Source organism: Candidatus Corynebacterium faecigallinarum, assembly GCF_052264515.1.
Lineage (GTDB): Bacteria > Actinomycetota > Actinomycetes > Mycobacteriales > Mycobacteriaceae > Corynebacterium > Corynebacterium faecigallinarum.
Genome location: NZ_JBQQOC010000006.1, coordinates 24,348 through 47,992, shown reverse-complemented (window position 1 = coordinate 47,992; position 23,645 = coordinate 24,348). Strand labels below are relative to the sequence as shown.

Below are 23,645 nucleotides of genomic sequence, written 5' to 3'. Positions count from 1 at the left end.
CCTCCCGACAGCCGCCTACTCGGCCGTCCCGTGGTGCTCCAGTTGCCCGCGACCTCAGGCGTCGGCGACGGTGAAACGCTGACGACGGTGGGCCGGGGTCTCCAGCTCATCCAGGGTCGCAACGGCGAAGGTTCCGGCGGTCACGGCAGCACCAGCGGGGTGGTCGCCGCCGAGGTCGTAGGACGCTGCCGCTGGCCCCGGGCCGATCTCCGGGGCGGGTGCCAGCATGACCCAGTCAAGGTTCTCGGGCGATGTCTTGTAGAGGTCGAGGATTTCAGCGAAGGACTGTGCCTCAGGCTTGTACGCCTCCGGGAACCCGGGGGTGTCGAGCAGCATCGTCCCGTCCTCGGTGAGGGTCGCACCTGCGCCGCCCACAATGAAGAAACGGGTGTTCGCTGCCACCGGTGACTCGGCGAGTGCCGGGACCAGGGCGGCGTGGGCGTCGATGATCGGCTGGACGGAGCTGCCGTCGCGCGGGCCGGGGACGGAGATCACCACGATGTCGGCGTCCTGTGCTTTGGCGACGACGTCGGCAGCGTCGGCAACCTCGCCGGTGACGTAGGTGACGCCGTCGACGGTGTTGGACGGCTCGGTGCTGCGGGAGACCCCGGTGACCTGGTGTCCGCGGTCGGCGGCCTGCTGGGCGATGTCGTGGCCGACCATTCCGGTGGCACCGTAGATGGTGATTGCGCTCATGCTGTTCCTCCTGGTACTTCGTTGCTGATGTATCGTTCGGAACCCACCGTAACCACGTCACTTCCCTTTGTAAAGCGACTTCCTGAATGACTTTTTCTAGCTACGGCCTGGTGGTAGCGTGACCCCTATGACGATCCCAGCATGGAACCCCGCCGCGCGCGAGTGCCCGAGCCGCAGCCTCTTCACCGAAGTCGGCGACCGGTGGAACATGCTGATCATCCTCGCCCTTGAGAATGGCACTCTGCGCAACCGCGACCTGCAGGCCGCCGTCGACGGCATCTCGGACCGGGTCTTGTCCCAACGCCTGTCTGCACTGACCGCCGACGGCCTGGTGGCACGGACCGCCTTCCCCGAGATCCCCCCGCGCGTGGTCTACGACCTCACCAACCTGGGCCGATCAGCACTTTCCCCGATACACGCCCTGTTCGACTGGACCGTGCAGAGCATGGACGCCGTCGTCTCCCACCGCGAGGACCACTAAGGCGCCCGACCGCACTTCAGCGCCGTCGTCCACGGTTCCACCACCTCCGTGTCATCGCACCGTGCTCAGCGTCATCCAAGAATGTCGATCCGACCCTCCTGAACGACATTCTTCGATGACGCTGGACACTCTCCGATGACTTCCCAGCACTCACTACCCAACCCGGCGGATATGTAGTTGAATGATCGCATGGACTCAAGGGGGCGAGGCCGGGGTGGACTCTCATGACACATCCTCACATGGCAGCACACATTCATCGGCGACATCCGCGACATCGGCGACTCCGGCGACTCCGGCGACAACCGATCAAAACAGCAGATCAAGTCTGAAATCAGCACTCCCAGGACACACCCCGGAGTGCACACCGTCCGACTGGTACCGCAACCGGATCTCCTGGCGACACAGCAAGCGACGGTCTCCGCTGGCCGGCCGGCGGCCCCTGGCAAGGGCTGATCTCATCAGCATGGGGACCACCCGCGCGTCGATCCGGGCCAACTACACCCGCATCGAATACGGCATCTACCTCAACAACGACAGTCTTCTTCCGGAGACCACGGATACCGGTCACACCAGGCGCCGACGCATTCCCGCGGCCATGCTCACCCTCGCCCACCTGATTCGGCACCCAGACCGCATCGCTACCGGCTTCGGTGGGGCATCAGCCTACGGAATGACGTACTTCGTCGAGGAGGAACTGCTTGAGTTCCTTTCCTCTCCAGGTTCATCCCCCACCAGGGCACCCGACCATGTCCTGGTACGCCCCACCCGGCACCACCCCACCCATCTCTTTTCCGCGGAGACCTTGAGCGGCGACTTCGACGGGCTTCGGGTGGCGAGCCCAGGGACCACGTTGTCCCACATGCTCCGGCACATCATGGAGACGACAAGCTCCGACGGTCGACAATGGACCGCTCCAGACCTCACCTCTCTCCGCCCCGAACTGTCCCCGGAGTTCATCAAGTGTGTCCAGGTCTCCGACAGTTTCCACCAGGCCCTCGGAAAGACCCGGCCGGGCAATCCCGATGCACTGCGCGTCCCAGGAGGCGCCGATGCTCTGCTCAGGGCCAAGGTACTGGGATCAACGGATGTCGGGGCGGAGTCTCCACCAGAGACGATGCTCCGGTTGGTGGTCAGTGATCTTGCCTCTGGCCTGCGCAGCCAGATCCCGGTATTCAAGGAGGACGGTTCCCTACTCACGGTGTCTGACCTGGGCTGGGAAGAATACGGCGTGCACCTGTTCTACGACGGTATCCACCATCTCCATCGTTCGCAGCGCGACCATGATTCAAAGGTGCTGGCGGCACTAGAACGCAACGGAGGCCAGGTGATTCGGGTCGTCGCCGAGGACCTGAAGGACCCCGACGCTGTCATCGCACTACGCGAACGGGTCAGCGAGGCGCTCCGGTAGGACGGGACGCCCAGGTAAGGCGTAACGCCCGGGCAGGACAGGACCCCCTCACCTCCACGTCATCGCACCGTGCTCAGCGTCATCGAAGAATGTCGCCCACAAGGCCCAGGACGACATTCTGCGATGACGCTGTGCACACTTCAATGACGCACTGCCCACCGAAACGCCGCGATCTTCATAGCTCCCGGATGCAGCCCCCGGACATGACGAAACACCGCCGCCACCGGAGATTATCCGGTGACGGCGGCGCGTCAAGGTTCCGCCGAAAAACGGAACCACCATCTGATCCCGTCCCTTTTTACGGGGACGGCGCCAGAAGTCTTAGAGAGCGGTGACCTGCTGAGCCTGCGGGCCCTTGGCGCCCTCGCCGATCTCGAACTCGACCTGCTGGTTCTCCTCGAGGGTACGGAAGCCGTTGCCCTGGATCTCGGAGTAGTGGACGAAGACGTCGTCGCCGCCATCGTTCGGAGCGATGAAGCCGTAGCCCTTTTCGGCGTTGAACCACTTGACGGTTCCCTGTGCCATGTTCTTTCCTTACTTACTTTCTCGGTGATCGGTGCCCTGCCAACTCTTCGCAGGAACACCGGGCCGATGCTCGAACCACCCGGATGGTTGGTCCGTTCGCATGCAAACAACTCCCGCGAACGTTTTACCTACTGTCTGCGGGTGAAACCGTAAAAAGCAGCGAGCAAAGCGACGCACAGAAACTGTGACCAGCCACCAGTGTTCCACGTTCGGCTGTCAAACACCATATGAATCACCGCATTCTCCGCAAACACTCAGTTCGGCCCCTGGGCCGACGCGCGGACCAGGGTGTTTCTACACTGTTCACCATGAGTGATTCCTATGGTGCCGAACTACTGGACATCCTTGTCCCGGCCGTACCGGAATCGGCTGCAACAGCAGATCCCCCGCCGACGGCACTGACACCGACACCGGCGGACGATCCCTCCCCACTGACCCACTCCCGCACCGAGCCCGCCCGTCACGCACAGCCGGTGACCTGGCCAGACTGGGTCAACCCGGACCTGCGCGACCACCTCGTCGACGCCGGGGTCGCCACACCCTGGAGCCACCAGGTAGCCACCGCCGAGCACGCCTGGGCCGGTCGTGACGTGGTGGTGTCCACCGGCACAGCCTCCGGGAAGTCCCTCGGATACCAGCTCCCGGTCCTCTCCTACCTCGCCGCCGAGCGCAACCCGACCACCAGCCGACCCACCGGCCGACCCGTCGCCCCCACCGTCGGCCGCACTACCCCCGCCGCAACCCCGGCCACCGCGTCCTGCCTCTACCTCTCGCCCACCAAGGCGCTGGCCCAGGACCAGCTCGGCACCCTGGCACGGCTGTGCTCGGCGGTGCCCGCTCTGCGCCACGTCATGGTCGCCTCCTATGACGGCGACACCCCACCGGAGGCCCGCCGCACGATCCGCGACGAGGCGCGCATCATCGTCTCCAACCCGGACATGGTGCACGCCTCGATCCTCGGACAGGCCACCCGCTGGTCGCGCCTGCTGCGCACCCTGCAGTTCATCGTCGTCGACGAATGCCACGTCTACCGGGGCGTGTTCGGCGCACATGTCTCCCTGATACTGCGTCGCCTGCTGCGCTTGGCCGAGCAGGCCGGGGCCCGTCCCACCGTGATCCTCGCCAGCGCCACCACCGCCGACCCTGCCCGGCACGCCGCCCGACTCACCGGACGCGCCGTCACCGCGGTGACCGCCGATGGTTCCCCTCAGGGCGAGCGCACCGTCGCACTGTGGGAACCCGGCTTCATCGAGGGCCGGGTCGGAGAGCACGGCGCGCCGGTACGCCGGGCCGCGACCACCGAGGCCGCCGGGATCATGGCCAGGCTGATCGGTGAGGGAGCCCGCACACTGACCTTCGTACGCTCCCGCCGCGGTGCCGAGATCACCGCCCTGGCCTGCGCCGAGGACCTCGCGGCGGCCGGACGTCCCTACGACGCCGCACGCATCGCGTCCTACCGCGCGGGCTACACCCCGGAGGCCCGCCGGGAACTGGAACAGCGCCTGGACAATGGCGACCTGCTGGGCCTGGCCGCCACCAGCGCACTGGAGCTGGGCATCGACGTCGGCGGCCTGGATGCGGTGGTGACCTGTGGTTTCCCCGGCACGGTCGCCAGTTTCCGGCAACAGGCAGGACGTGCCGGACGCCGCGGTCAGGGCTGCCTGGTGGTCATGGTCGCCGCCGACAACCCACTGGACACCTACCTGGTCCACCACCCCGAGGCGCTGCTGGACACCCCGGTGGAGGCGAGCGTGTTCAACCCGTCCAACCCCTACATCCTGGCGGGCCACCTGCTGTGCGCCGCCGCGGAAGCACCACTGACCAGTGCGGACATCAGCCGGTTCAGCGACTCCGACCCCGGCCAGGTCCACCGGGTGATCGAGGGGCTTCTCACGGACGGTTCGCTGCGTCGCCGGCCACGGGGCCTGTTCTGTGACCTGGAGATCGCCGGGCAGGTCCACGGCCGGCTCAACATCCGCGGCGGGGCCGGTGAGGAGGTCGTCATCGTCGACGGTGAATCCGGCCGGGTGCTCGGCACCGTCGACGCCGCCCGCGCGGTCGGCGACGTGCACGACGGGGCGGTGTACGTCCACCAGGGCGAGAGTTTCGTCGTCGATGAGTTGTCGCTGGCGGACTCGGTGGCCGTGGTGCACCCCGAGACACCGGAGTGGACGACCCGCCCGCAGGAAACCACCGACATCAGGGTGGAGCAGGTGCACCGTACCCGGCAGATCGGCGGTACCCCGGAGGAGGATTCGGGATCGGTTTCGGGTTCGGATTCGGGTTCGGATTCGGGGGTGTGGCTGGCCGATGTCTCCGTCGAGGTCTCCCACCAGGTCACCGGCTACCAGCGTCGACTGTCCGACGGTGAGGTGCTGGAGACCGTGCCCTTGGACGTGCCTGCCCAGCGGCTGCACACAAGGGCGGTGGCCTACACCGTCCAGCCGGACGTCCTGCTCGACCTGGGTATCGAGGAACCGTTGTGGCCCGGCACGCTGCACGCCGCCGAGCATGCGGCGATCGGGCTGCTGCCGCTGCTGGCCACCTGCGACCGGTGGGACATCGGCGGGGTGTCCACGGTGCTGCACGCCGACACCGGACTACCCACGGTGTACGTCTACGACGGTTACGCCGGTGGCGCCGGGTTCGCCGAGGCCGGTTTCGACCGGTTCGCCGCGTGGATGTCCATGACCGCCGATGTGGTGGGGGACTGCGGGTGTGAGTCGGGCTGCCCGTCGTGCGTGCAGTCTCCGAAGTGCGGCAACGGCAATGATCCGCTGTTCAAGCATGGTGCCGCGGTGTTGCTGCGCGCATTGGCGGACGCTGCATCGCAGTAACTGGACGTATCGTGGGGAAAATCACACCACGTTCACGAGGAGTCCTCCGTGCCCCGCACCCTGCCGTCCCGCACCGTCCGCCGACCCCGTTCTCGGGCCAGCGCCGCAGTCCTGTGCACTGCAGCGATGGTGGCCACGGGAATTGTCACAGGGACGGTGACGGCGTCCGTCACCGTCCCCTCGGCCGGGGCCGCCCCACTGGACGCCGGCTCACCGGTCAGCGATCCGGGCCCGAACCGTGTCACCCCGGACTGGTCAGGGCTCGATGTGACCGGCGGCATTCCACTGTCGGACGAGGTGGGCGTGCCCGCCGGCGACGTCCCGTTGAACCCCGGTCTCGGCCTGGCCAGCGCCGGGGAACAGCACCGTTTCGCCTATTCCACCCACGACCAGCACGGGGATGTCGTGGCGTCCACCGCCGCGGTCTTCCTGCCCACCGGGGATGCACCAGCGGGCGGGTGGCCGGTGCTGGCCTGGGCGCACGGCACCGTCGGGCTCGGCGACGAGTGCACCCCGTCGGCGCAGAACCGCAGCCCCCGCGACACCGGATACCTCAACCACTGGCTCGATCAGGGCTACGCGGTCGTCGCCTCGGACTACACCGGTCTCGGAACGCCAGGACTGATGAGCTACCTCAATGGGTCAGTGACCGCCGCGAACGTCATCGACTCCGTCGCCGCGGCGAACAAGCTGGACTCGGTGGGGACGGACCTGTCGACGCAGTGGGCGGTCATCGGCCAGTCCCAGGGAGGCGGGGCCGCCCTGCACGTCGCCCATGAAGCCACCGCCCGCAGCCGGGAGGCCGGACTGGACTACCGCGGGGCGGTCGCCACCGGCGCTCCGGCCTATATCGAGGAGCTGGTGCTGGCCGGTTCGCCGTCCTTCCCGCCGGTGGTGCTGCCAGCGGGTCTGAACGTGTACTCCGCCTACATCATCGCCGGGTTCCGCGAGGCCCACCCGGAGATCGACGTGGATTCCGTGTTGACCGCCGAGGGTCGCCGCATCGCCGACATGGCCGAGACCGCCTGCTACGGGGCACTCGAGGGGGCGTTGGACGGGGTGAACATGGCCAACGCCTTCGCCCGTCCCCTGCGAGATGTCCCGGGACTTGAGCCGGCACTGCGCGACTACATGGCCACCCCGACCAGTGGATACGACCGTCCGGTCTTCCTCGCCCACGGCCTGCGTGACATGGACGTCCCCACCCCGGTCGGGCTGGTGTTGAACTCGGAGATGTGGCTGAAGCAGTTCACGGGTGACGCATCGGCGAATGCGCAGGTGAATGTGCGCTGGTACGACGCCGACCACAGCGGGGCCATGGTGGCGTCGATGAAGGATTCCACCCCGTTCCTCGAATCACTGTTCCGGTAGCGACATCCCCAGGCTAAAGTTAGCGTCACCTTGTCCCGGCATGTGCTGAGTTCTACTGACGTTTCCTGGAGTCACTGTGCCAATCTTCCTCTCCCCGAATCGACCTGCCCGCACCCGGCGTACCGGACGCACCGAGCGTGCCGAGCGTGCCGAGCGTCCTGCACATGCAGGACGCACCGCGCGCACGGTATGTGCGACCGCCCTCGTCGCCGTCACCGCTGCGGTGACCGCTCCGGTCGCCGCGGCGCAGTTCGCACCGGCACAGCCACTCATCCCGGGTTCACCGATGCAGGATCCGGTGGCGAACTGACCGAGCCGAACTGGTCGGGGCTCGACGTGAGGGGAGCTTCCGCACTGACCGGTGACCTGGAACTACCGGACACCGCGGGTACCGCTGTGAAGGAAGTGCCACTGGACACCCCGATGCACATGCCGGACGCCGCGCTGAACCAGCGGTTCCTGTACTCCACCGTCGACCAGCACGGCGAGATCGCCGGGGCGACATCGGCGGTGTACCTGCCCGACGGTGAGGCACCGGAGCAGGGGTGGCCGGTGATCGCCTGGGCCCACGGCACCGTCGGTATCGGCGACGACTGCACGCCCTCGGCGGGCCACCGTAACGATGCCGACACCTCAACCACTGGTTGTCCCAGGGGTACGCCGTCGTCGCCCCGGACTACACCGGTCCCGGCACCCCGGGGTTGATGAGTTACTTCAACGGACAGGCCACCGCCACCAGCGTGGTCGACGCGGTGGTCGCCGCCCAGTCCCTGGACTCCACCGCCGGAAAGCTGTCGACGAGGTGGGCGGTCGTCGGCCAGTCCCAGGGCGGTGGAGCTGCCCTGCATGTCGCCCATGATGCGGCCGGACGCAGCGCTGATGCGGGCCTGAATTACCGTGGTGCGGTCGCCACCGGCGCCCCGGCCTATATCGAGGAGTTGGCGTTGGTCTCTGGTCCGTCGTTCCCGCCGGTGCCGTTGGGTGGCAGCATCAACGCCTATCTGGCCTACTCCATCGCGGGATTCCGTGATGCACACCCGGAGATCGACGTGGACTCGGCACTGACCGACGAAGGCCGGCGGATCGCCGATGCGGCGGAGACCTCCTGCCTGCGTGAACTACGCCAGGCGTTGAATGCGACCAATATCGCCACTGCCTTCAGCCGTCCGCTGGCAAGTGTGCCGGGCCTGGAACGGGCATTGCGCGACTACATGGCCACCCCGACCGACGGTTACGACCGGCCGGTGTTCCTGGGCCACGGGTACACCGACATCGATGTACCGAGCCCGATCGGCCTGGCGATGCATTCCGAGGTGTGGATCAACCAGTTCACCGGATCCAATGAGCAGGTCGAGGTGCACTGGTACCCGCAGGACCACTCCGGGACGGTGTGGGCGTCGACCGCTGACTCGGAACCGTTCCTGCGGCGTATCTTCGCCTGACCTGGTCCACCGCCGGGAACTCACTGGCCCACCGGCCCGGCCGACGCCGTGGCATCGCGTGATGCCACCCGGACGTCGACGGCGATGCCGGTGACACCGGGGGTTCCGTGGCTGGTCGTCGTCCCATCGATGGTGCGACAGGACATCAGTTCCGCCCCATTTCCGGTGGCGACCTGTGCCGCTACCGAACAGGCCCGGGTTTCCCCGGCGGTCAGCAGGACGGTTGCCGCAGACACCGCGACCAGATCGGCTGCGGCGACGGCACGGTGATGGCTGACCACCTCGATCGTTGCCTGCACGATCAGCAGACAGCAGGCGATGATCCCCAGGACCACTGCGGCACCGATGATCGTCACCGAGCCGTCGTCGCCGAGCACCCGGCGCGGATGACCAACTCCGTTCTCAGTCGGGTTCATTGACGATCACCGCCGTCGCCGAGATGTCGAACAGTCTCCCCGGCACCACCACGGTGACGGTGAGCAGGTCGAGGCTGTCTCCGTCCTGCGCTGTCACCGCTGGCTGTGCCGTAGCCGTCTGTGAGACCGCCCCCGACACCGTGACCTGCGCGTCCGGGTCCGCGGCGGCGACAATCGTGCGGGCGGACGCCCCGTCACCCAGGGCGGCCGCCCGGGCGGCGTCGCGGGCCATCCCCACCGCCGACAGGTAGGTCGCCAGGGTCATGACCCCGGTGATGACCACCCCGATGACCGCGGTGATCGCGGTGAACACCACGGCTGCTTCGACCGTGACGTAACCCCGGTCGTCACCTGCCGGTGGGAGGAACACCGGCTTACTCGTCCAGTGCGCGCTGGAAGATGGCGGTCAACGCCGACTCCACCGCGTCCGAGGTGACGACCATGTACAGCAACGCTCCCAGGGCGGCTGCGGCCACGCATCCCAGGGCGTATTCGATGGTCGACATCCCCCGGTCATCATGCAGGACGGTGTCTATCACCCCGGAATCCGCCACCTCCGCGGCCCGCTCCTGCTCCGCGGCCTGCTCCTGCTCGGCGGCACGGGACTGTGCGTCCGGTTCTGCTGCGATCGTCTCATGTGCGGTCGTCTCGTTCACGGTCGTCTCATTCACGGTCTTGTCCTTCACTGTCGTGTCATTCATGGTCATTACTCCTTTTCCTCGTGGACTCTCCACGGGTGTAGTGCTGATCTCTGTCTGACTCTCTCTGTCGTGCGGTGCCGGTCATACCCCGGCGAACCCCACCACCAGTGGCACCAGCCCAACCAGCACGAACGCCGGGAGGAAGCACAGTGTCAGTGGGGCGGCGACGGCCACGAGCACCCGCTCGGCCCCCGCCCTCGACCGGTCACCGGCGGTGCGCCGCAGCCGGTCGGCGAGTCCGAGGATCTCCTCGGACATCCGGGCACCGTTGCGGGCCTGGATGGCGGCACGCCGGGCGACCGGTCCGAAACACTCGTCGTCGAGCAGTGGATGCCACGCCTGCGCGCCGGAGCCGAGCTCCAGCAGTGCCGCGACCTGCTCCAGGGACGTGCGTACCAATCCCCCGCTGCTCCCACTGCCACTGTCCCGATCGTCACAGTCCCCACCGTCCCCTGGTGCTGTGGCGTCCACGGCGACCCGCCACGCCCCGACCACCGGTAACCCGGCGGCCAGTGCCGCGGCGAAGACGTCGAGGACTCCGGCGGCGGCCAACTCCGGTGGCCCGGCGCGACCGCCGACCCCGCCGAGGACCGTCACCGTCAACGACTCCACCCACAACACCCCGGCACAGGCCAGCAGGATCCCGGCGAGCAGCACCAGCACGCCCAGGACATTGCCCACCAGGAACCCCACCGGTGCCACACCCATCGACTGGCCGATCCCCATCGCCCCCACCGGCAGCAGGAGCAGGATGATCTCGGTGAGCCGCGCGCCGGCCAGGGCACTGGACGTGTGCCCCAGGTGGGTCAGCTGGGCCTCGATACCGTCGACCCGACGACGCATGACCTGTCCCAGGGCCAGGCCATGACGTTGCGCGACCGACCACAAGCGGAGTACCTGATACACCTCCTCACCGGTGCCGTCGCCAGTGCTGTCGCCGGCCCCGCTGGCACCGGCCCCGCTGACACCGACGTCCCCACCCAGGCGGGCCCGTCCGACCTCCCGACGCAACTGTTCCACCAGTCCTGCCCCAGCGCGACGCCGGGCCTCCGGGGTCTGTGCCACTGCGGCCACAGCATGTTCGGCAGCCTGCACCGGACGCGCTCCCACGGTCAGTTCGACAGACAGCGCATCGGTGAACTCCCGCAGTGCCCTGGTCCGCACACCCCGGTGCGACAATTCCATCGCAGCCAGCGCCACCCGTCGACCGGTGACCGTGACCATCGCTGCCGCCCCGGTCAGCGCCACCGGCGTCAACATGACCACTGCCGTTCCACCCGGAGGGTTCCCTCGGAGCAGACCAGGCGTCCGACCTCCCGGACGAACCGACGCCCGGCCACCCGGTCCAGGTGCACAACAGTGTCCACACCGTCGCCGACCTGCCGGGCCACCGTCTCCGCCGGCATCCCGGCCAACGCCCCCAGCGCCTCGAGACGCCCCGGGACTGCGGCAAGACTGTTCGCGTGGACGGTCCCGGCGCTGCCGCCGTGTCCGGTGTTGAACGCCAGCAGCAGCTCGGCGATCTCCGCACCCCTGACCTCCCCGACGATGATCCGGTCCGGTCGCATCCGCAGACTCTGTCGCACCAGTACACGCATGTCGATCCCTCCGGTGCCGTCCGGACCGGGTTCCCGGGTCCTCAGGCTGACTGCATGGGGATGGCCCGGGAACAATTCCGGGGTGTCCTCGACCTGCAGGATCCGCTGATCGTGAGGGATCTCGGCAAGCAACGCCGAGAGCAATGTGGTCTTGCCGGTACCGGTACCACCACTGACCAGGAACGACTGTTTCTCGGCAACCAACTCTCGCAACAGGTGCGCGACCTCGGCCGGGTACATCCCGGCGTCCTGCAGCACCTGCAGGTCACGGTGGGCCGGGGACAACGCCCGCAGACTGATGCACGGTCCCAGTCCCGACGGCGGATCGAGCACCGCATGGACCCGCACCCCCACCGCCGAGACCCCGGCCGGCAGGTCGGTGATGATGCCGTCGGCGAACGGGTGGGCGTCGTCGAGCCGTACCCCGCAGGACGCCGCCAGGCGCACGGCAATGTCCCGGCACGCCTCAGCATCGTCGACCCGAACATCGGTGGGTTCCACACCTCGCCCGCGGTCGACCCAGACCGCGCCGGGCCCGTTGAGCAGCACATCGGTGACCTCCGGGTCACACAGTGGCACGGCCAGTTCGCCGAGACCGGAGAACTCACGGCTCAGGTTCCGCACGTCCTCGACGCCGCCGAGGTCCAGGTGCTCGATCACCGAGGTGATGTCCTGATCGGTCGGATCCACCACCAGGCGGTCGACGAGTTCATTGCGGACCCGGTCGATGACCGACACCGAGCCGGTGCCGTCGCGCTGGTTGTTCCCCTGTGCCCTCGCGCGGCACCACCTGGTCATCGCACCATCACCTCCCACAGTGCGCGCGCCGCCCCGCCTGCCGTACCTGCTGCCTGCCCGGTGGTCCGGAAGTCCCCGCGGTCGATGTCCACCGTGAGGAAAGGGTCGTCCTGCCAGGTGACGTCCGGTTGGCGGCCCAGCAGGCTCAACGTCTGGTTCCAGGTCAGTCCCGACCGGGGCAGTTCCCGCAGCACCACCCATGTCTCCGGGTCGGCGGCGCATTCCCGACGGGCCGCCAGAACCCCGGGGACGGTCTGCGGGACGACGATGACACGGTGGCGGCGGTATCGTCCGTGCCACGTACCCGCTGCCTGCGCCCCGGCACCCTGTGCCGAGGCCGGTGTCAGTGCCGGTGGCGAGGAAGATACCCTGCCATGGTCGCGGACGATGGACAGCCCGAGGCCACCGACGACACCGTCACGCAACGGACACCCCCCGGTTCCTGCTGCCCCGGCAGGGCTGTCCACCACCGCCACATCATCGGCCCACACCTGCGCGGCCCGCCACCGTTGCGGAGTGTCTCGCTTCTCACCACTGTCACCACTGTCGCCGCTGTCGCCGCTCTCCGGTCGACCGCCGTGTTCGCGGCCTTCCAGCCCGAGCAGCAGGTGGTGGTGTCCCGACCAGGCATCGCGGTCGGCATCGACCAGGACGGCCTCCCCGTCGGTCATCTCCGCGACCGTTCCCGCCAGCGCCGCGGCGAAGACACTGGCCCCGGCGCCGCCGACGATGCCGTGCACCGAGATGTCGACCGGATCCGCACAACCGATCATCGCCGCCAGCTCCGCCGACTGTTCCGGGATCTGCAGGGCGTCCTGACGCTGGTGTGCGGACACCCTGATCTCGTAGACCCCGTCGGCCGGCCCCGCGCCGGCCCCGCTGTCGCTGCCGTCACTCCCGTCACCACCAGCGCTGTCGGTCACCACGATCCGCTCCGGTGGCAGCCGGTCAGACCGGTCGCCCCCGGTCCCCTCCGTCACCCCTGCCACCAGCAGCCGTCGGCCGGTGACGGCGACGGCGAGGCCGACCTCGTCCGCCAGGCCCGGATCCTCGATGACGAGTTCCACCGGTCGTGGTGTGGATGTACGGCGCCCCGGCACCCGAGCCCGTGCCGGCAGGTGCGGTCGTGGAAGTCTGTTCAGTCCCCTCATGGCGCACAGCATGGCAGCAGGTGGGGTGCGCTGGGAAGGATCGCCCCCGCCAGGGCCATCCTGTGTGGATAACTTCCGTCATGGTTTCGCCGGTATTGTGGATAACGTGGTGACGTCGCCCGAAACCACCTCCTCGTCCCGTAACACATGGGACCATTGAAACGTATGGTGAGAATGTGACCGATACCGGCGAAGACATTCCCGCGCTCGAGATCCGCACCGAGCCCGGCGTCGATCCGTCCTGCGTCCTGGCCATCTTCGACCTCGACAAGACGATCATCGACACGTCCGCATCAATGGCCTACCGCAAGCCGCTGGCCGAACGCGGCCTGATCACCACCAGCGAGATGCTGCGCATGTTGATCATGCTGGGCAACTACATGATCAGCGGCCACGACGATCAATCCCTCAACGCCACCCGGGACACCCTGGTCGGCATGGTCCGGGGACGCCGCGAGGCCGACCTGGCCACCGTCGCCCACGAGGCCCTGCACGAGGTCATCGTCCCTTTCATCTACGCCGAGGCCCGCGACCTCATCGACCGCCACCGCGCCGCCGGCCACCGGATCGCGATCATCACCGCCTCCGCACGCGTCCTCGTCCAGCCCATCGCCGACGAACTCGGCGCCGACCACCTCATCGCCACCGAACTCGACGTCGACGACGAGGGCTACTTCACCGGCGACGTCCCCTTCTTCTGCAAGGGCCCGGCAAAAGTCGAGGGACTGCGACGACTGGCGGACGCCGAAGGCTACGACCTCTCCGCCAGCTTCGCCTACTCCGACTCCTCCACCGACCTTCCGCTACTCACCACCGTCGGCAACACCACCGCGGTGAATCCGGACCGTGCCCTGCGCCGCGAGGCGACCGCCCAGGCCTGGCCGATCGTGAAGTTCGGACGCACCGAACCACTGTTCAGTCTCCCCGAGAACACCGGCGCCATCGCCCGCGGAGCAGGAACCGCCGCACTCGTCGGAACCCTCGCCGCGGGCCTGCTCGTATGGCTCAGAGGGCGCGAAGACGGGTAAAGTCCCACCAGGTGGGGACACCTCTGGCACAATGGTCTGGAGACAACCCCGATTTACCCCCGAATGACCATTCACCAGGAGAGTGCGTAGTGAGCGACAAGAACACCAAAGGGATGTTCACCGACAAGGACAGCTTCAGTCCGCAGGTCAATTCGATCCCCCTGTCGGACGTGGATGCCCAGGCGGCTGGTCGCGGCGGCAGCATCGGCGACCTGGTGAAGGACGCCACCACCCAGGCCTCCACCCTGATCCGCTCCGAGGTCGAGCTGGCCAAGACCGAGATCTCCTCCTCCGCGAAGAAGGCGGGATTGGCCATCGGCATGTTCGGCGCTGCCGCGGTCGTGCTGGCCTACAGCTCATTCTTCTTCTTCTTCTTCCTCGCTGAGCTGCTCGACAACTGGATGCCGCGCTGGGTCGCCTTCCTCGTGGTCTTCCTGATCATGTTCGTCCTCGTGGCCATCCTGGCCCTGGTCGGTGTGAAGTTCATCAAGGGCGTGGAGAAACCCCAGGCAACCATCGACTCGGTCGGTGAACTCAAGTCTGTCGTGCCAGGCAACAAGACGGCCGAGCAGGACAGCGGGATGTTCACGTAGGTCCAGACACAGTGACCTCCCCGACCGCCCCGGAGCACAGGTACGTGCACACCCGGGGCATTCGTCTGCACGTACAGGTCCAGGGGCCCGCTGACGCGCCCCTGGTCCTGCTGATCCACGGTTTCGCCGGCGGGCACTTCGACTGGGACGAGATCATGTCCGAATTCCGTGCCGCTGCCGACATCCCCGTCCGACTCGCCGCCGTGGACCTGCGCGGCTACGGACGTTCCGACAAGACACCCCGTGGCTACGACCTGACCACCGCCGCCTCCGACATGTGCGGCGCCATCCGCGCCCTGGGCCACACCGATGCCCTGGTCGTCGGTCACGGTGAAGGTGGACTGGTGGCCTGGACCATGGCCGCCCATGAACCCCAGCGGGTCTCCGGGATCATCACGCTGGCCTCTGCCCATCCCCTGGCGCTGGCCCGCAACATCCTCACCCACCCGGTGTCCCAGTGGTCTCGCATCCGCGCCTCCCTGTTCGCCCAGCTGCCCCGCCTGCCGGAACGTGCACTGCGCAAGGACAACTCGGCCATCGTCGCCGACTCCTTCCGGCAGCAGGTCGCCCCGGGCTTCCGCGACACCGAGACCTGCCGCAAACACCAGGATCTCCGCCGCGAGGGCATGCAGATCGACAAGGTCCCGCACCTGTCCTGCGAATACCGCCGGTGGACACTGCGCAGTCGTCTGCGCCCGGAGGGCGGCGACTTCAACCGCACCATCCCGAAGCACACCGACGCCCCCGCACTCTGCGTCGACGGGTCGATGGACCCGGCGTACACTCCGAAGATCGCCCGTCGTTCCGCTGCGCGCGGCGGTGACGGCTCCGGCACCGAACTGCTCTACGGCGTCGGCCACTTCCCCCATATCGAGGATCCTCCGGCCGTCGCCGCGTTGATCCGCCGGACGCTCAGCTGACCACGCACTTCTGGGTGTCTACCGGAGCCTGGTGGTCGTCCAGGTCACCGACGTTGGACAACACCCCGTCCTTCGTCAGGGCGTACCCGGTCTCCGAGTCACCCACCGCAGCTCCGAAGATCAGTCCCAGGACCTCCCCGTTGGTGTCGATCAGCGGGCCACCGGAGTTGCCCTGCACCACGGTGCCGCGCAGGGTGTAGGCCTCACGGTCGACGCGGGTGTCGGCGTAGATGTCCGGACCGGAGACCACGAACTGCTCGCGTACCCGCGCCGGAGTGGCCTGGAAGTCCCCGCCGAGCGGGAAGCCCAGCACGATGGCGTCCTGGTTGTGCTGTCCCGGCAGAGATGCCCACTCCAGGATCGGCAGCGTCGTGCCGTCGGTGATGCGGACCAGGGCGATGTCCTCCTCCGGGTTGTAGTACACGACCTGGGCCGGTGCATCCCCTTCGGTGGTCTCCAGCATCACACTGCCGGTACCGGCGACGACGTGGGCGTTGGTCATCACCAGATCCTCGCTGACGGCGAAGCCGGTGCCCTGCAGGATGCGGTTGCACTGTTCGGCCTCGCCGACGACCCGGACCACCGACGGTCGGGCCTGCTGGACCGCGGCGGTACGTGCCAGCTCGGAGTCCGGGAGGTCCACCTCGGTGTCCGGAATGTCGGTGAAGGGGTCGGTGATGACCGGGAAACCGGAGTCACCGAAGAAGGACGCCGTCTGCGACGGCAGGGACTCCAGCCAGCCCGGGGCGATGGTGCTGACCCCGGACAGGATCGACGACCCGCGTACCGCCTTGCCCAGGTCTCCGGAGTTGTTACCGGCGACCGGCACAATCACCAGCCAAACGACCAGCAAGGTGGTTACGACCTGCACCACCGCCCCCACCGCGGAGTCCGCCCGCATCACAGCACGGGTGCGGATCGTGTCGCGCAGCCTGTTACCGATCATCGAACCGATCGTGTAGCCGACGACAACGGCACCGGCGACGACCAGTAAGGCGACGACGAAACGGACGTTCTCACCGTCGACGTGGTTCATGATCGACGGCAGAACGCGCAGGCCGACGATTCCGCCGACCAACACACCAATCATCGACAGGGCCGCGGAGGCCCCACCCTGACGCCAACCGGAGACGAGGGCGAACAGTGCGATAACGACGATGACGATGTCCAGGATCGTCGAACCGCTCACCCGTCCACCTCCTTGGCTGACCTTGTTGTGTCTCTCGTTGTAGTGCTGGCAGTGACACTATCCTGATCGGGGCTCTGTTGCAGTTCCCCGCCGACCTCGTCGCCCAGCAGGGCCGGGACGAGGTTCTCACCGTTACGGGAGGTCTCCAGGGCGGCGAACAGGTCGACGACATCGACCGGCTGACCATCCTGCCAGGGCTCCTCCCAGGGCTGCTCCCAGCCGGCCAGGTTCAGTACTGCGTCGACCACCCCACCGGTGAACCCCCACAACAGGTATCCGTCGATGGAGAACGCCGGTCCATGCCAGTCCAGGAAACCGATCCGGCTGCGCACCTTGGGGGCCACCAGATCAGCGACCGGCACCGGACGCACCCAGTCGGACTCTTCGGTGGCCGGATGCACCGGCCCCGGGGTGCGCCACCAGGCGAGAACCGGGATGACCGCGTGATTCGTCCGGTCGATGTAGAGCGGCTGCAGCAGCGCGACCGGCACGATCGACCCCGGATCACAGGCCGTCTCCTCGACCGCCTCACGAACCGCGGTGTGGATCGGGGACGCATCGACGGACTCGCGGCGTCCCCCGGGAAAGGCGATCTGCCCGGAATGGGTGCGCATCCTGGGGTTCCGGTGGGTCAGCAGGACCGTAGGGTCCCCGCCACCGTCACCGTCGCCGTGGCCGATCAGGATCAGCACAGCGGAGTAGCGGGGCTGCTCACCGCCGGGACCGGACTCCGGGACGTCACGTCCGGCATCGCCGAGGATGCCGGTCTCCACCCCGGACCGCGCGGCGGTCACCAGGGGCTCCAGCCAGTCGGGAAGGTCGTCCGGGAGCACAGGCTGGACAGATCCGGCGGCGAGCCAGTCGTCGAGCGAGTACTCCGGGAGGTCAGGTGCAGAGTTCATGCGGCACCCATACTACTTGTCATCAGTTCTTCGACCTCATCGACCGAGGTCAACTCCCCTGGGTGCAATTCGGCCCGGGTCCCGTCCGGCCGCATGATCAGCGACAGCGGCACCACCGCGGGCAGATTCGCCGCCGCCACCAGGTCACCGGAGGAGTCCTGGAAGCTGGCGAAGCGGACGTCCAGCTCGGAAAGGAGGTCGACACCGGCCTGGCCACGCTCGTTGACGTGCACCCCCACGATGTTCCACTCCGGGTGCTTCTCGGCGACCTCCTGCAACACCGGCAGCTCCTGCCGGCAGGGGCCGCACCACCAGGCCCACACATTGATCAGGGTGGGGCGTCCGGCGATCAACTCCGCCACAGACATCGTCGACGGTGTCCCACCGTCGGTCAGGCAGGGCAGGGTGACGTCGGCGAGTTCGGCGTCGGCCGACAGCCCCGCCGCGTCGCCGTCGGGGGTGGGGCAGTCGATGCGCTGCCCCTCGCCCACGGTGTAGGACGTCCCGACCGGGTCGGGGGTCGTCGTGGCGTCCGGGATCTCCTCGCCGGTGGCTGACGCCCCCGACGTCCCCGACGCCGCCGGGGGTGTCTCCGGTTCCGGCGGGTCCCCGCCGAGCACCGAGAGTCCCAACGGCACCAGGGCGATCCCCAGGCCGACCACCAGGGCGATGGCCAGAAGGATATTGCGGGTCCGGGTCTCGTTACCGGTGCTGTTTCCGGTGGCGTCCTGCGTCACTTGACCCTCTCCTGCTCACTCGCGGCGCGCGACGGGCACAGTGTCGCCAACACGCACACGTTGCATTTCGGGGCGCGTGAGCTGCAGACCTGGCGGCCGTGGAAGATCAGCCGGTGAGAGAACATCGTCCACTCCTTCTTCTCCACCATTGTGGTGATCTCACGTTCCACGACGACTGCATCGGTCTCGGTGGTCAGCCCCAGTCGTCGGACGAGGCGTCCGACATGGGTGTCCACCGGGAATCCCGGAACCCCGAATGCATTGCCGAGCACCACATTGGCGGTCTTGCGCCCCACCCCCGGCAGCGCCACCAGCTCCGCCATCGTGCCCGGAACCTCCCCGCCGTGCAGGTCACACAGGGCGGCACTCAGACCGATGAGGTTCGCCGCCTTGTTCCGGAAGAAGCCCGTCGGACGGATGAGTTCCTCGAGGTGCTCGCGGTCGGCACCGGCGTAGCACGCTGCGTCCGGAAACTCGGCGAACAACGCGGGGGTCACCTTGTTGACCCGCTTGTCGGTGCACTGTGCCGACAGCACCGTGGCAACGACCAGCTCCAGGGGGGTCGTGAAGTCGAGCTCGCAGTGGGCGTCTGGGTACTCGTCGGCGAGCAGCCGGTTGATCCGACGGGCGCGACGGGTGCGCGCCAGCGGGGTGGCCGGTGCATGCGGTGTGCTGTGCGTGCCGTGCGTGCGGTGTGCGTCAGTGAAGCTGGAGGCACCGGAGACACTGGCGGCACTGGCGGCACCGGAGACACTGGAAACGCTGGGGCGGGAGTCAACCATGATGGCATCAGTCTAGCCGCCCGAAACGGGAGGCAACGCGCGGGAACTCCCCAAACTCCACCTCTCCGTCGACCGCACGCTGTAATGTGTGCAGTGACCCTTCACACAATGCCATTGTGACGAACCTGTCACCGTGGCAGGCACATTCGACCGGGCACACCGGCGTCGTGCACCAAGTTAAACCTAGACCAGGAGTCAGACGAGTTATGGGCGAAGTACCTGAGATCCTGTCTCGCGCCGGAATTTTCCAGGGAGTCGAGTCCACGGCTGTCAACGCGCTCATTGAGCAGCTTGAGTCGGTGACCTTTCCCCGCGGGACAACCATCTTCGACGAGGGGGAGCCCGGTGACCGGCTGTTCATCATCATCGACGGCAAGGTCAAGCTCGCCCGTCATGCCCCGGACGGTCGCGAGAACCTGCTGACCATCATGGGGCCGTCCGACATGTTCGGTGAGCTGTCCATCTTCGACCCGGGTCCGCGTACCTCCGCCGCGGTGTGTGTCACCGAGGTCACCGCGGCCGTCATGGACTCCCAGATGCTGCACGACTGGATCTCGGACCACCCGGAGATCTCCGAGCAGCTGCTGCGGGTGCTGGCCCGTCGCCTGCGTCGGACGAACAACGCCCTGGCCGACCTGATCTTCACCGACGTGCCCGGCCGCGTGGCCAAGGCGCTGCTGCAGCTGGCGAACCGTTTCGGCGTCCAGGAGGGCGGCGCACTGCGGGTGCACCACGACCTGACCCAGGAAGAGATCGCCCAGCTGGTCGGCGCCTCCCGCGAGACGGTGAACAAGGCGCTGGCCGAGTTCGCCCACCGCGGCTGGATCCGACTGGAGGGCAAGTCGGTGCTGATCTCCGACACCGAGCGTCTGGCCAAGCGCGCGCGGTAGTACTCTTCGCATCCCAACCCCACCTGCACCGCTACTGGCGGTGCAGGTGGGGTTTTCCCTATGCCCGGGATGCGGCTAGGTGTACCCATATCTGTCACTCCACTACACGTGGGATGACCGAAATGGGTACGCGAAACTACACCTCTGTCTCGCAACCCGTGCATTCGCGTTCTCCCCACGAAAGTAGGTAGACTGATCTGGCTACTTTCATTTTGACGCCGACCTACCCGGAGCGCCCCTCATGCCGACGACACGACCACGTCCCGCGCGTGCGCGGATCCTCGCCGCCGCCGCAGAACTCTTCTACAAGCGTGGCATCACCGCCACCGGCATCGACACGGTCATCGAGCACGCCGGAGTGGCCCGCAAGAGCCTCTACAACAACTTCGCCTCGAAGGACGACCTGGTCACCGCCTACATCCAGGCCCGCCACGACCAGTGGATCGACCTCTACCGCCAGCGGGTCGACTCAGGCGGAACCTCTCCCGACACCGACGCGTCCTCCCCCGAGAACCTCCCCACCCCTGGCGACACCCGCGTCGGCGTGATCGCCGTGGTCGACGCCTACATCGACCATGCCACCGCCGACGGCGACCACTTCCGCGGATGCGGCCTGCTGAACACCGCCGCGGAGTTCCCGCCGGACTCGGAGTCACGGGCCACCGTCCGACGTCACAAGGAGCAGGTGGAGGATCTGCTGGCCAGCGCTCTGAGCATCGGACACCCCGACACCGCCGCAGCAACCGCCGTCCAGATCTCCTTCCTGCTCGAGGGCGCCGTCACCCGCGCCGGCCTGGAAGGCAGCCCAGCGCGACTGCACGAGGCCCGCGACATCATCGGCGCCCTGCTGGACGCTCTGCCGAACACCCCGCCGGACACCCGGCCATGACCACGGACAGCACCGTACCGTCGCGCATCCCCGCCCTGCTCGCCGTCGTCGTCACCGCGGTGCTGTGGGGAACCACCGGCACCGCCGCCACATTCGCCGAAGGCGTCGGCCCACTGGCAATCGGCGCATTCTCCCTGGGCATCGGTGGCCTACTGCAGGCCGCTATCGCCGTGCCCGCCCTCCGCGAGCAGCGTCAGCTGCTGCGGAACAAATGGAGACTCGTCGTCCTCGGCGGAGTCGCGGTCTTCACCTATCCCCTGGCGTTCTACAGTTCCATGCATGTCGCTGGCGTCGCCGTCGGAACGGTGGTCTCGCTGGCCTCGGCACCGCTGGCCGCCGGCGTGATCGAGCGCTCCACCGGAGAAGGACGCCTCGGGCCATGGTGGAGTACCGCAGCGTTCACCGGGATCACCGGTGCGGTCCTGATCTGCCTGCCGAGCGGGGAAACGGGCGGTGCCGGCGGCGAAACCGTAGCCAGCACCCCGGAGATGGTCGGCGGCGTGGCCTTGGGACTGCTGGCCGGCGCGTCCTACGCCGTGTACTCATGGGCGGCGTTCCGCCTGATGATGGCGGGCACCGGACGAGCCGCTGCGATGGGCTCGGTCTTCGGGATCGGTGGCGCGATACTGATGCCGGTGCTGCTGTTCACCGGGGCGCCGATCCTGGACTCGGCACAGAACGTCGGCGTCGCGATGTACATCGCGCTGGTCCCGATGTTCCTGGGTTACGTCCTTTTCGGCATCGGCCTGACCCGGCTGTCACCGAGTACCGCAACCACGGTGACGCTGCTGGAGCCCGCGGTCGCCGCCCTGTTGGCGGTGGCGGTTGTCGGGCAGCGTCTCTCCCCGGTGGGCTGGGTCGGGCTCGCGCTCATCGGCCTGGTGCTGGTGATTCTGGCGGCAACTCCATCCCGTCGTTGAGGACGCGCAGGACATCGAGTGTCACGGCGAGGTCGGCGCCGGTCACGGGGGCAGCGCCAGCGTCAGGACGAGCCAACACCTCGTCCAACCTGGAGCCGAGGACCTTACGAACCCGGTTCAGGTTCTGCTCCGCGAAAGCCGTGGGGAAGATACAGGCACCGCGGCCATCGGTGGGATCAGGACGACGGTCCACCAGGCCTTTCGCCTCGAGCTGACGAAGAGCGGCACTGGTGTTGCTGCTCTTGAGGTTCAGCTCCTCGGCGAGCCGTTTCGGCGTGATCCCCGGGGCATCGTCAATGCGGTTCATCACGATGGTCTCCAGGTTGCTGAGGAATTCAACGTCATCGGGCATGTCAATGACCTGTATCCGGCGGGCGAGACGGACGACGGTGTCGGCGAGCATGGCCAGCTGATTGACTCGATCCATTCTTGCTATTCTAGCATAGCTAACTTCGCACAGAAAGAGGCCACTGCATGACCGAGGCTCACCAGAGCACCCCGGACCAGACCACCGGGACCACTACCCCCACCAGCGCCACTACCTCCCCCGCCATCCCGATGGCACTGCTGCTCACCCTCGGCCTGCTGGCCGCCGTGGCTCCCTTCGTCACGGACCTGTACCTGCCGGCCATGCCGCAGATCGCCGACGACCTGTCCACAACCGCCTCCGGGGCACAGCTGTCGCTGACCGCCTTCCTCATCGGCACCGCCGTCGGCCAGCTCTTCTTCGGCCCCTGGTCCGACAAGGCGGGACGCCGCGTCCCGCTGATCATCGGTTCGGTCGCCACGATGATGGCCTACATCTCCGCCTTGCCGTTCCTGTACCAGAAGTACATGGGTCTGAGCACGGTCCAGTACGGTATCGCCTTCGCCGTCAACGCCCTGGCCCTCATGGTCGTCAGCATCCTGTCGGCGAAGTTGACCGCCCGGTTCCGGTTCGTTCGCTGGCCCGCACCGGCCTGGGCATCAACCTGCTCGGCGCCGCCCTCTACGGCCTCCTCTGCCTGGTGGACGCCCCGGCGCTGAGTCTGATACTCCCGCTGCTCATCATGGTCGGATCCCTCGGCCTGGTCATGGGTAACACCACCGCCCTGGCCCTGGACGCCGTCCCCCAGGCCTCCGGTTCCGCTTCCGCCGTCCTCGGCTTCCTGCAGTTCGGCCTGGCCGGCATCGTCGCCCCATTGGTCGGCCTCGGTGGCGACATGGATCCCGTCCCGCTGGCCATCACCGCCCTGGTGGCTTCGGTCATCGCCAACGTAGCGATCGCCCTGTCCCCCGCGACCCCCAGCGACGGTCACCGTCGTCGCGAGGTCAGCACGGACAACGACAACTAACGACTGACGCACTTCGGCCCCGGACGGCAACCTGCCG

At 67.6% G+C, this 23,645-nt stretch carries 28 protein-coding genes; 15 read left to right on the top strand and 13 right to left on the bottom strand.

Annotated elements, in window-relative coordinates:
• Positions 1 to 54: 54 nt before the first annotated feature.
• On the bottom strand, positions 55 to 696 hold the full coding sequence (locus ACTXPP_RS04520) for an NAD(P)-dependent oxidoreductase (protein ID WP_301525009.1): 642 nt from the start codon (positions 694 to 696) through the stop codon (positions 55 to 57).
• Positions 697 to 823: 127 nt separating this feature from the next.
• Here ACTXPP_RS04520 and ACTXPP_RS04515 point away from each other — a divergent pair, with 127 nt between their 5' ends.
• Positions 824 to 1,177, top strand: a complete 354-nt coding sequence (locus ACTXPP_RS04515; protein ID WP_301498697.1) for a winged helix-turn-helix transcriptional regulator — start codon at positions 824 to 826, stop codon at positions 1,175 to 1,177.
• Positions 1,178 to 1,640: 463 nt separating this feature from the next.
• Entirely contained in the window at positions 1,641 to 2,585 is a 945-nt protein-coding gene (locus ACTXPP_RS04510; protein ID WP_301498699.1) for a putative endonuclease domain-containing protein, read from the top strand.
• Between the two features lie 321 nt (positions 2,586 to 2,906).
• On the opposite strand, the gene ACTXPP_RS04505 is transcribed toward ACTXPP_RS04510, so the two are convergent.
• Complete coding sequence (locus ACTXPP_RS04505; RefSeq protein ID WP_301498700.1) at positions 2,907 to 3,110, bottom strand: cold-shock protein; 204 nt, start codon at positions 3,108 to 3,110, stop codon at positions 2,907 to 2,909.
• Positions 3,111 to 3,418: 308 nt separating this feature from the next.
• Between ACTXPP_RS04505 and sftH the strand changes: the two genes are divergently transcribed.
• The 5 genes from sftH to ACTXPP_RS04480 all read left to right on the top strand — a co-directional run bounded on the left by sftH (position 3,419) and on the right by ACTXPP_RS04480 (position 8,760).
• Entirely contained in the window at positions 3,419 to 5,947 is a 2,529-nt protein-coding gene (gene sftH, locus ACTXPP_RS04500; protein WP_301525356.1) for a DEAD/DEAH box helicase, read from the top strand.
• A 126-nt stretch (positions 5,948 to 6,073) separates the two neighbouring features.
• Complete coding sequence (locus ACTXPP_RS04495) at positions 6,074 to 7,318, top strand: alpha/beta hydrolase (RefSeq protein WP_301494738.1); 1,245 nt, start codon at positions 6,074 to 6,076, stop codon at positions 7,316 to 7,318.
• A 76-nt stretch (positions 7,319 to 7,394) separates the two neighbouring features.
• A complete protein-coding gene (locus ACTXPP_RS04490; RefSeq protein ID WP_301494736.1) occupies positions 7,395 to 7,628 on the top strand; it encodes a hypothetical protein in 234 nt (77 codons plus the stop codon).
• 26 nt (positions 7,629 to 7,654) lie between these two features.
• On the top strand, positions 7,655 to 8,023 hold the full coding sequence (locus tag ACTXPP_RS04485; protein WP_443341114.1) for a hypothetical protein: 369 nt from the start codon (positions 7,655 to 7,657) through the stop codon (positions 8,021 to 8,023).
• A complete protein-coding gene (locus ACTXPP_RS04480) occupies positions 7,963 to 8,760 on the top strand; it encodes a lipase family protein (protein WP_443341113.1) in 798 nt (265 codons plus the stop codon). Before ACTXPP_RS04485 ends, ACTXPP_RS04480 begins: the two co-directional genes overlap by 61 nt.
• Before the next feature lie 20 nt (positions 8,761 to 8,780).
• Here ACTXPP_RS04480 and ACTXPP_RS04475 read toward each other — a convergent pair whose 3' ends face one another.
• From ACTXPP_RS04475 to ACTXPP_RS04450, 6 genes are all read right to left on the bottom strand, one after another.
• Positions 8,781 to 9,176, bottom strand: a complete 396-nt coding sequence (locus tag ACTXPP_RS04475) for an Rv3654c family TadE-like protein (RefSeq protein ID WP_301494730.1) — start codon at positions 9,174 to 9,176, stop codon at positions 8,781 to 8,783.
• The gene (locus tag ACTXPP_RS04470; RefSeq protein ID WP_301494728.1) at positions 9,163 to 9,546 is read right to left on the bottom strand and encodes a hypothetical protein; all 384 of its coding nucleotides are present in this window, start codon (positions 9,544 to 9,546) and stop codon (positions 9,163 to 9,165) included. Before ACTXPP_RS04470 ends, ACTXPP_RS04475 begins: the two co-directional genes overlap by 14 nt.
• 4 nt (positions 9,547 to 9,550) lie before the next feature.
• On the bottom strand, positions 9,551 to 9,877 hold the full coding sequence (locus ACTXPP_RS04465) for a DUF4244 domain-containing protein (RefSeq protein ID WP_443341110.1): 327 nt from the start codon (positions 9,875 to 9,877) through the stop codon (positions 9,551 to 9,553).
• An 81-nt stretch (positions 9,878 to 9,958) separates the two neighbouring features.
• Positions 9,959 to 11,137 carry a type II secretion system F family protein gene (locus tag ACTXPP_RS04460; RefSeq protein WP_301520702.1) on the bottom strand — a complete coding sequence of 393 codons (1,179 nt, stop codon included), beginning with the start codon at positions 11,135 to 11,137 and terminating at the stop codon, positions 9,959 to 9,961.
• Positions 11,131 to 12,273, bottom strand: coding sequence for a TadA family conjugal transfer-associated ATPase (locus ACTXPP_RS04455; protein WP_301520701.1), 1,143 nt, complete (start codon positions 12,271 to 12,273; stop codon positions 11,131 to 11,133). Before ACTXPP_RS04455 ends, ACTXPP_RS04460 begins: the two co-directional genes overlap by 7 nt.
• Complete coding sequence (locus ACTXPP_RS04450) at positions 12,270 to 13,340, bottom strand: CpaE-like family protein (RefSeq protein ID WP_301494723.1); 1,071 nt, start codon at positions 13,338 to 13,340, stop codon at positions 12,270 to 12,272. The genes ACTXPP_RS04455 and ACTXPP_RS04450 overlap by 4 nt, the downstream gene beginning before the upstream one ends.
• Positions 13,341 to 13,621: 281 nt before the next feature.
• On the opposite strand from ACTXPP_RS04450, the gene ACTXPP_RS04445 reads away from it, so the two are divergent.
• The 3 genes from ACTXPP_RS04445 (at position 13,622) to ACTXPP_RS04435 (ending at position 15,965) form a co-directional block, all read left to right on the top strand.
• A complete protein-coding gene (locus ACTXPP_RS04445) occupies positions 13,622 to 14,452 on the top strand; it encodes an HAD family hydrolase (RefSeq protein WP_443341180.1) in 831 nt (276 codons plus the stop codon).
• Between the two features lie 89 nt (positions 14,453 to 14,541).
• Positions 14,542 to 15,045: a phage holin family protein gene (locus ACTXPP_RS04440; protein ID WP_301494718.1), complete on the top strand. Its 504-nt coding sequence runs from the start codon at positions 14,542 to 14,544 to the stop codon at positions 15,043 to 15,045.
• 11 nt (positions 15,046 to 15,056) lie between these two features.
• The gene (locus ACTXPP_RS04435; protein ID WP_301494717.1) at positions 15,057 to 15,965 is read left to right on the top strand and encodes an alpha/beta fold hydrolase; all 909 of its coding nucleotides are present in this window, start codon (positions 15,057 to 15,059) and stop codon (positions 15,963 to 15,965) included.
• On the opposite strand, the gene ACTXPP_RS04430 is transcribed toward ACTXPP_RS04435, so the two are convergent.
• Genes ACTXPP_RS04430 through nth form a run of 4 tightly spaced genes read right to left on the bottom strand, consistent with a single transcriptional unit; the run spans position 15,958 to position 19,575 of the window.
• Positions 15,958 to 17,154, bottom strand: coding sequence for a MarP family serine protease (locus tag ACTXPP_RS04430; RefSeq protein WP_443341105.1), 1,197 nt, complete (start codon positions 17,152 to 17,154; stop codon positions 15,958 to 15,960). The two genes, ACTXPP_RS04435 and ACTXPP_RS04430, sit on opposite strands and share 8 nt — an antisense overlap.
• The gene (locus ACTXPP_RS04425; protein WP_443341103.1) at positions 17,151 to 18,056 is read right to left on the bottom strand and encodes an NUDIX hydrolase; all 906 of its coding nucleotides are present in this window, start codon (positions 18,054 to 18,056) and stop codon (positions 17,151 to 17,153) included. The genes ACTXPP_RS04430 and ACTXPP_RS04425 overlap by 4 nt, the downstream gene beginning before the upstream one ends.
• A complete protein-coding gene (locus ACTXPP_RS04420) occupies positions 18,053 to 18,793 on the bottom strand; it encodes a TlpA family protein disulfide reductase (protein WP_443341101.1) in 741 nt (246 codons plus the stop codon). Before ACTXPP_RS04420 ends, ACTXPP_RS04425 begins: the two co-directional genes overlap by 4 nt.
• Positions 18,790 to 19,575: an endonuclease III gene (gene nth, locus ACTXPP_RS04415; protein WP_301494710.1), complete on the bottom strand. Its 786-nt coding sequence runs from the start codon at positions 19,573 to 19,575 to the stop codon at positions 18,790 to 18,792. Before nth ends, ACTXPP_RS04420 begins: the two co-directional genes overlap by 4 nt.
• Before the next feature lie 206 nt (positions 19,576 to 19,781).
• Between nth and glxR the strand changes: the two genes are divergently transcribed.
• The 3 genes from glxR (at position 19,782) to ACTXPP_RS04400 (ending at position 22,274) form a co-directional block, all read left to right on the top strand.
• A complete protein-coding gene (gene glxR / locus ACTXPP_RS04410; RefSeq protein ID WP_301494708.1) occupies positions 19,782 to 20,465 on the top strand; it encodes a CRP-like cAMP-activated global transcriptional regulator GlxR in 684 nt (227 codons plus the stop codon).
• A gap of 241 nt (positions 20,466 to 20,706) precedes the next feature.
• Positions 20,707 to 21,354, top strand: a complete 648-nt coding sequence (locus ACTXPP_RS04405; protein WP_301494706.1) for a TetR/AcrR family transcriptional regulator — start codon at positions 20,707 to 20,709, stop codon at positions 21,352 to 21,354.
• Positions 21,351 to 22,274: a DMT family transporter gene (locus ACTXPP_RS04400; RefSeq protein ID WP_301494704.1), complete on the top strand. Its 924-nt coding sequence runs from the start codon at positions 21,351 to 21,353 to the stop codon at positions 22,272 to 22,274. Before ACTXPP_RS04405 ends, ACTXPP_RS04400 begins: the two co-directional genes overlap by 4 nt.
• Here the strand turns inward: ACTXPP_RS04400 and ACTXPP_RS04395 are convergent.
• A complete protein-coding gene (locus ACTXPP_RS04395) occupies positions 22,225 to 22,701 on the bottom strand; it encodes a MarR family winged helix-turn-helix transcriptional regulator (RefSeq protein WP_301494703.1) in 477 nt (158 codons plus the stop codon). The two genes, ACTXPP_RS04400 and ACTXPP_RS04395, sit on opposite strands and share 50 nt — an antisense overlap.
• 47 nt (positions 22,702 to 22,748) lie before the next feature.
• Between ACTXPP_RS04395 and ACTXPP_RS04390 the strand changes: the two genes are divergently transcribed.
• Both ACTXPP_RS04390 and ACTXPP_RS04385 read left to right on the top strand, forming a co-directional pair.
• A complete protein-coding gene (locus tag ACTXPP_RS04390; RefSeq protein WP_443341098.1) occupies positions 22,749 to 23,300 on the top strand; it encodes an MFS transporter in 552 nt (183 codons plus the stop codon).
• A 23-nt stretch (positions 23,301 to 23,323) separates the two neighbouring features.
• Positions 23,324 to 23,608, top strand: a complete 285-nt coding sequence (locus tag ACTXPP_RS04385; RefSeq protein ID WP_443341096.1) for a hypothetical protein — start codon at positions 23,324 to 23,326, stop codon at positions 23,606 to 23,608.
• The last annotated feature ends 37 nt before the right edge of the window (positions 23,609 to 23,645 follow it).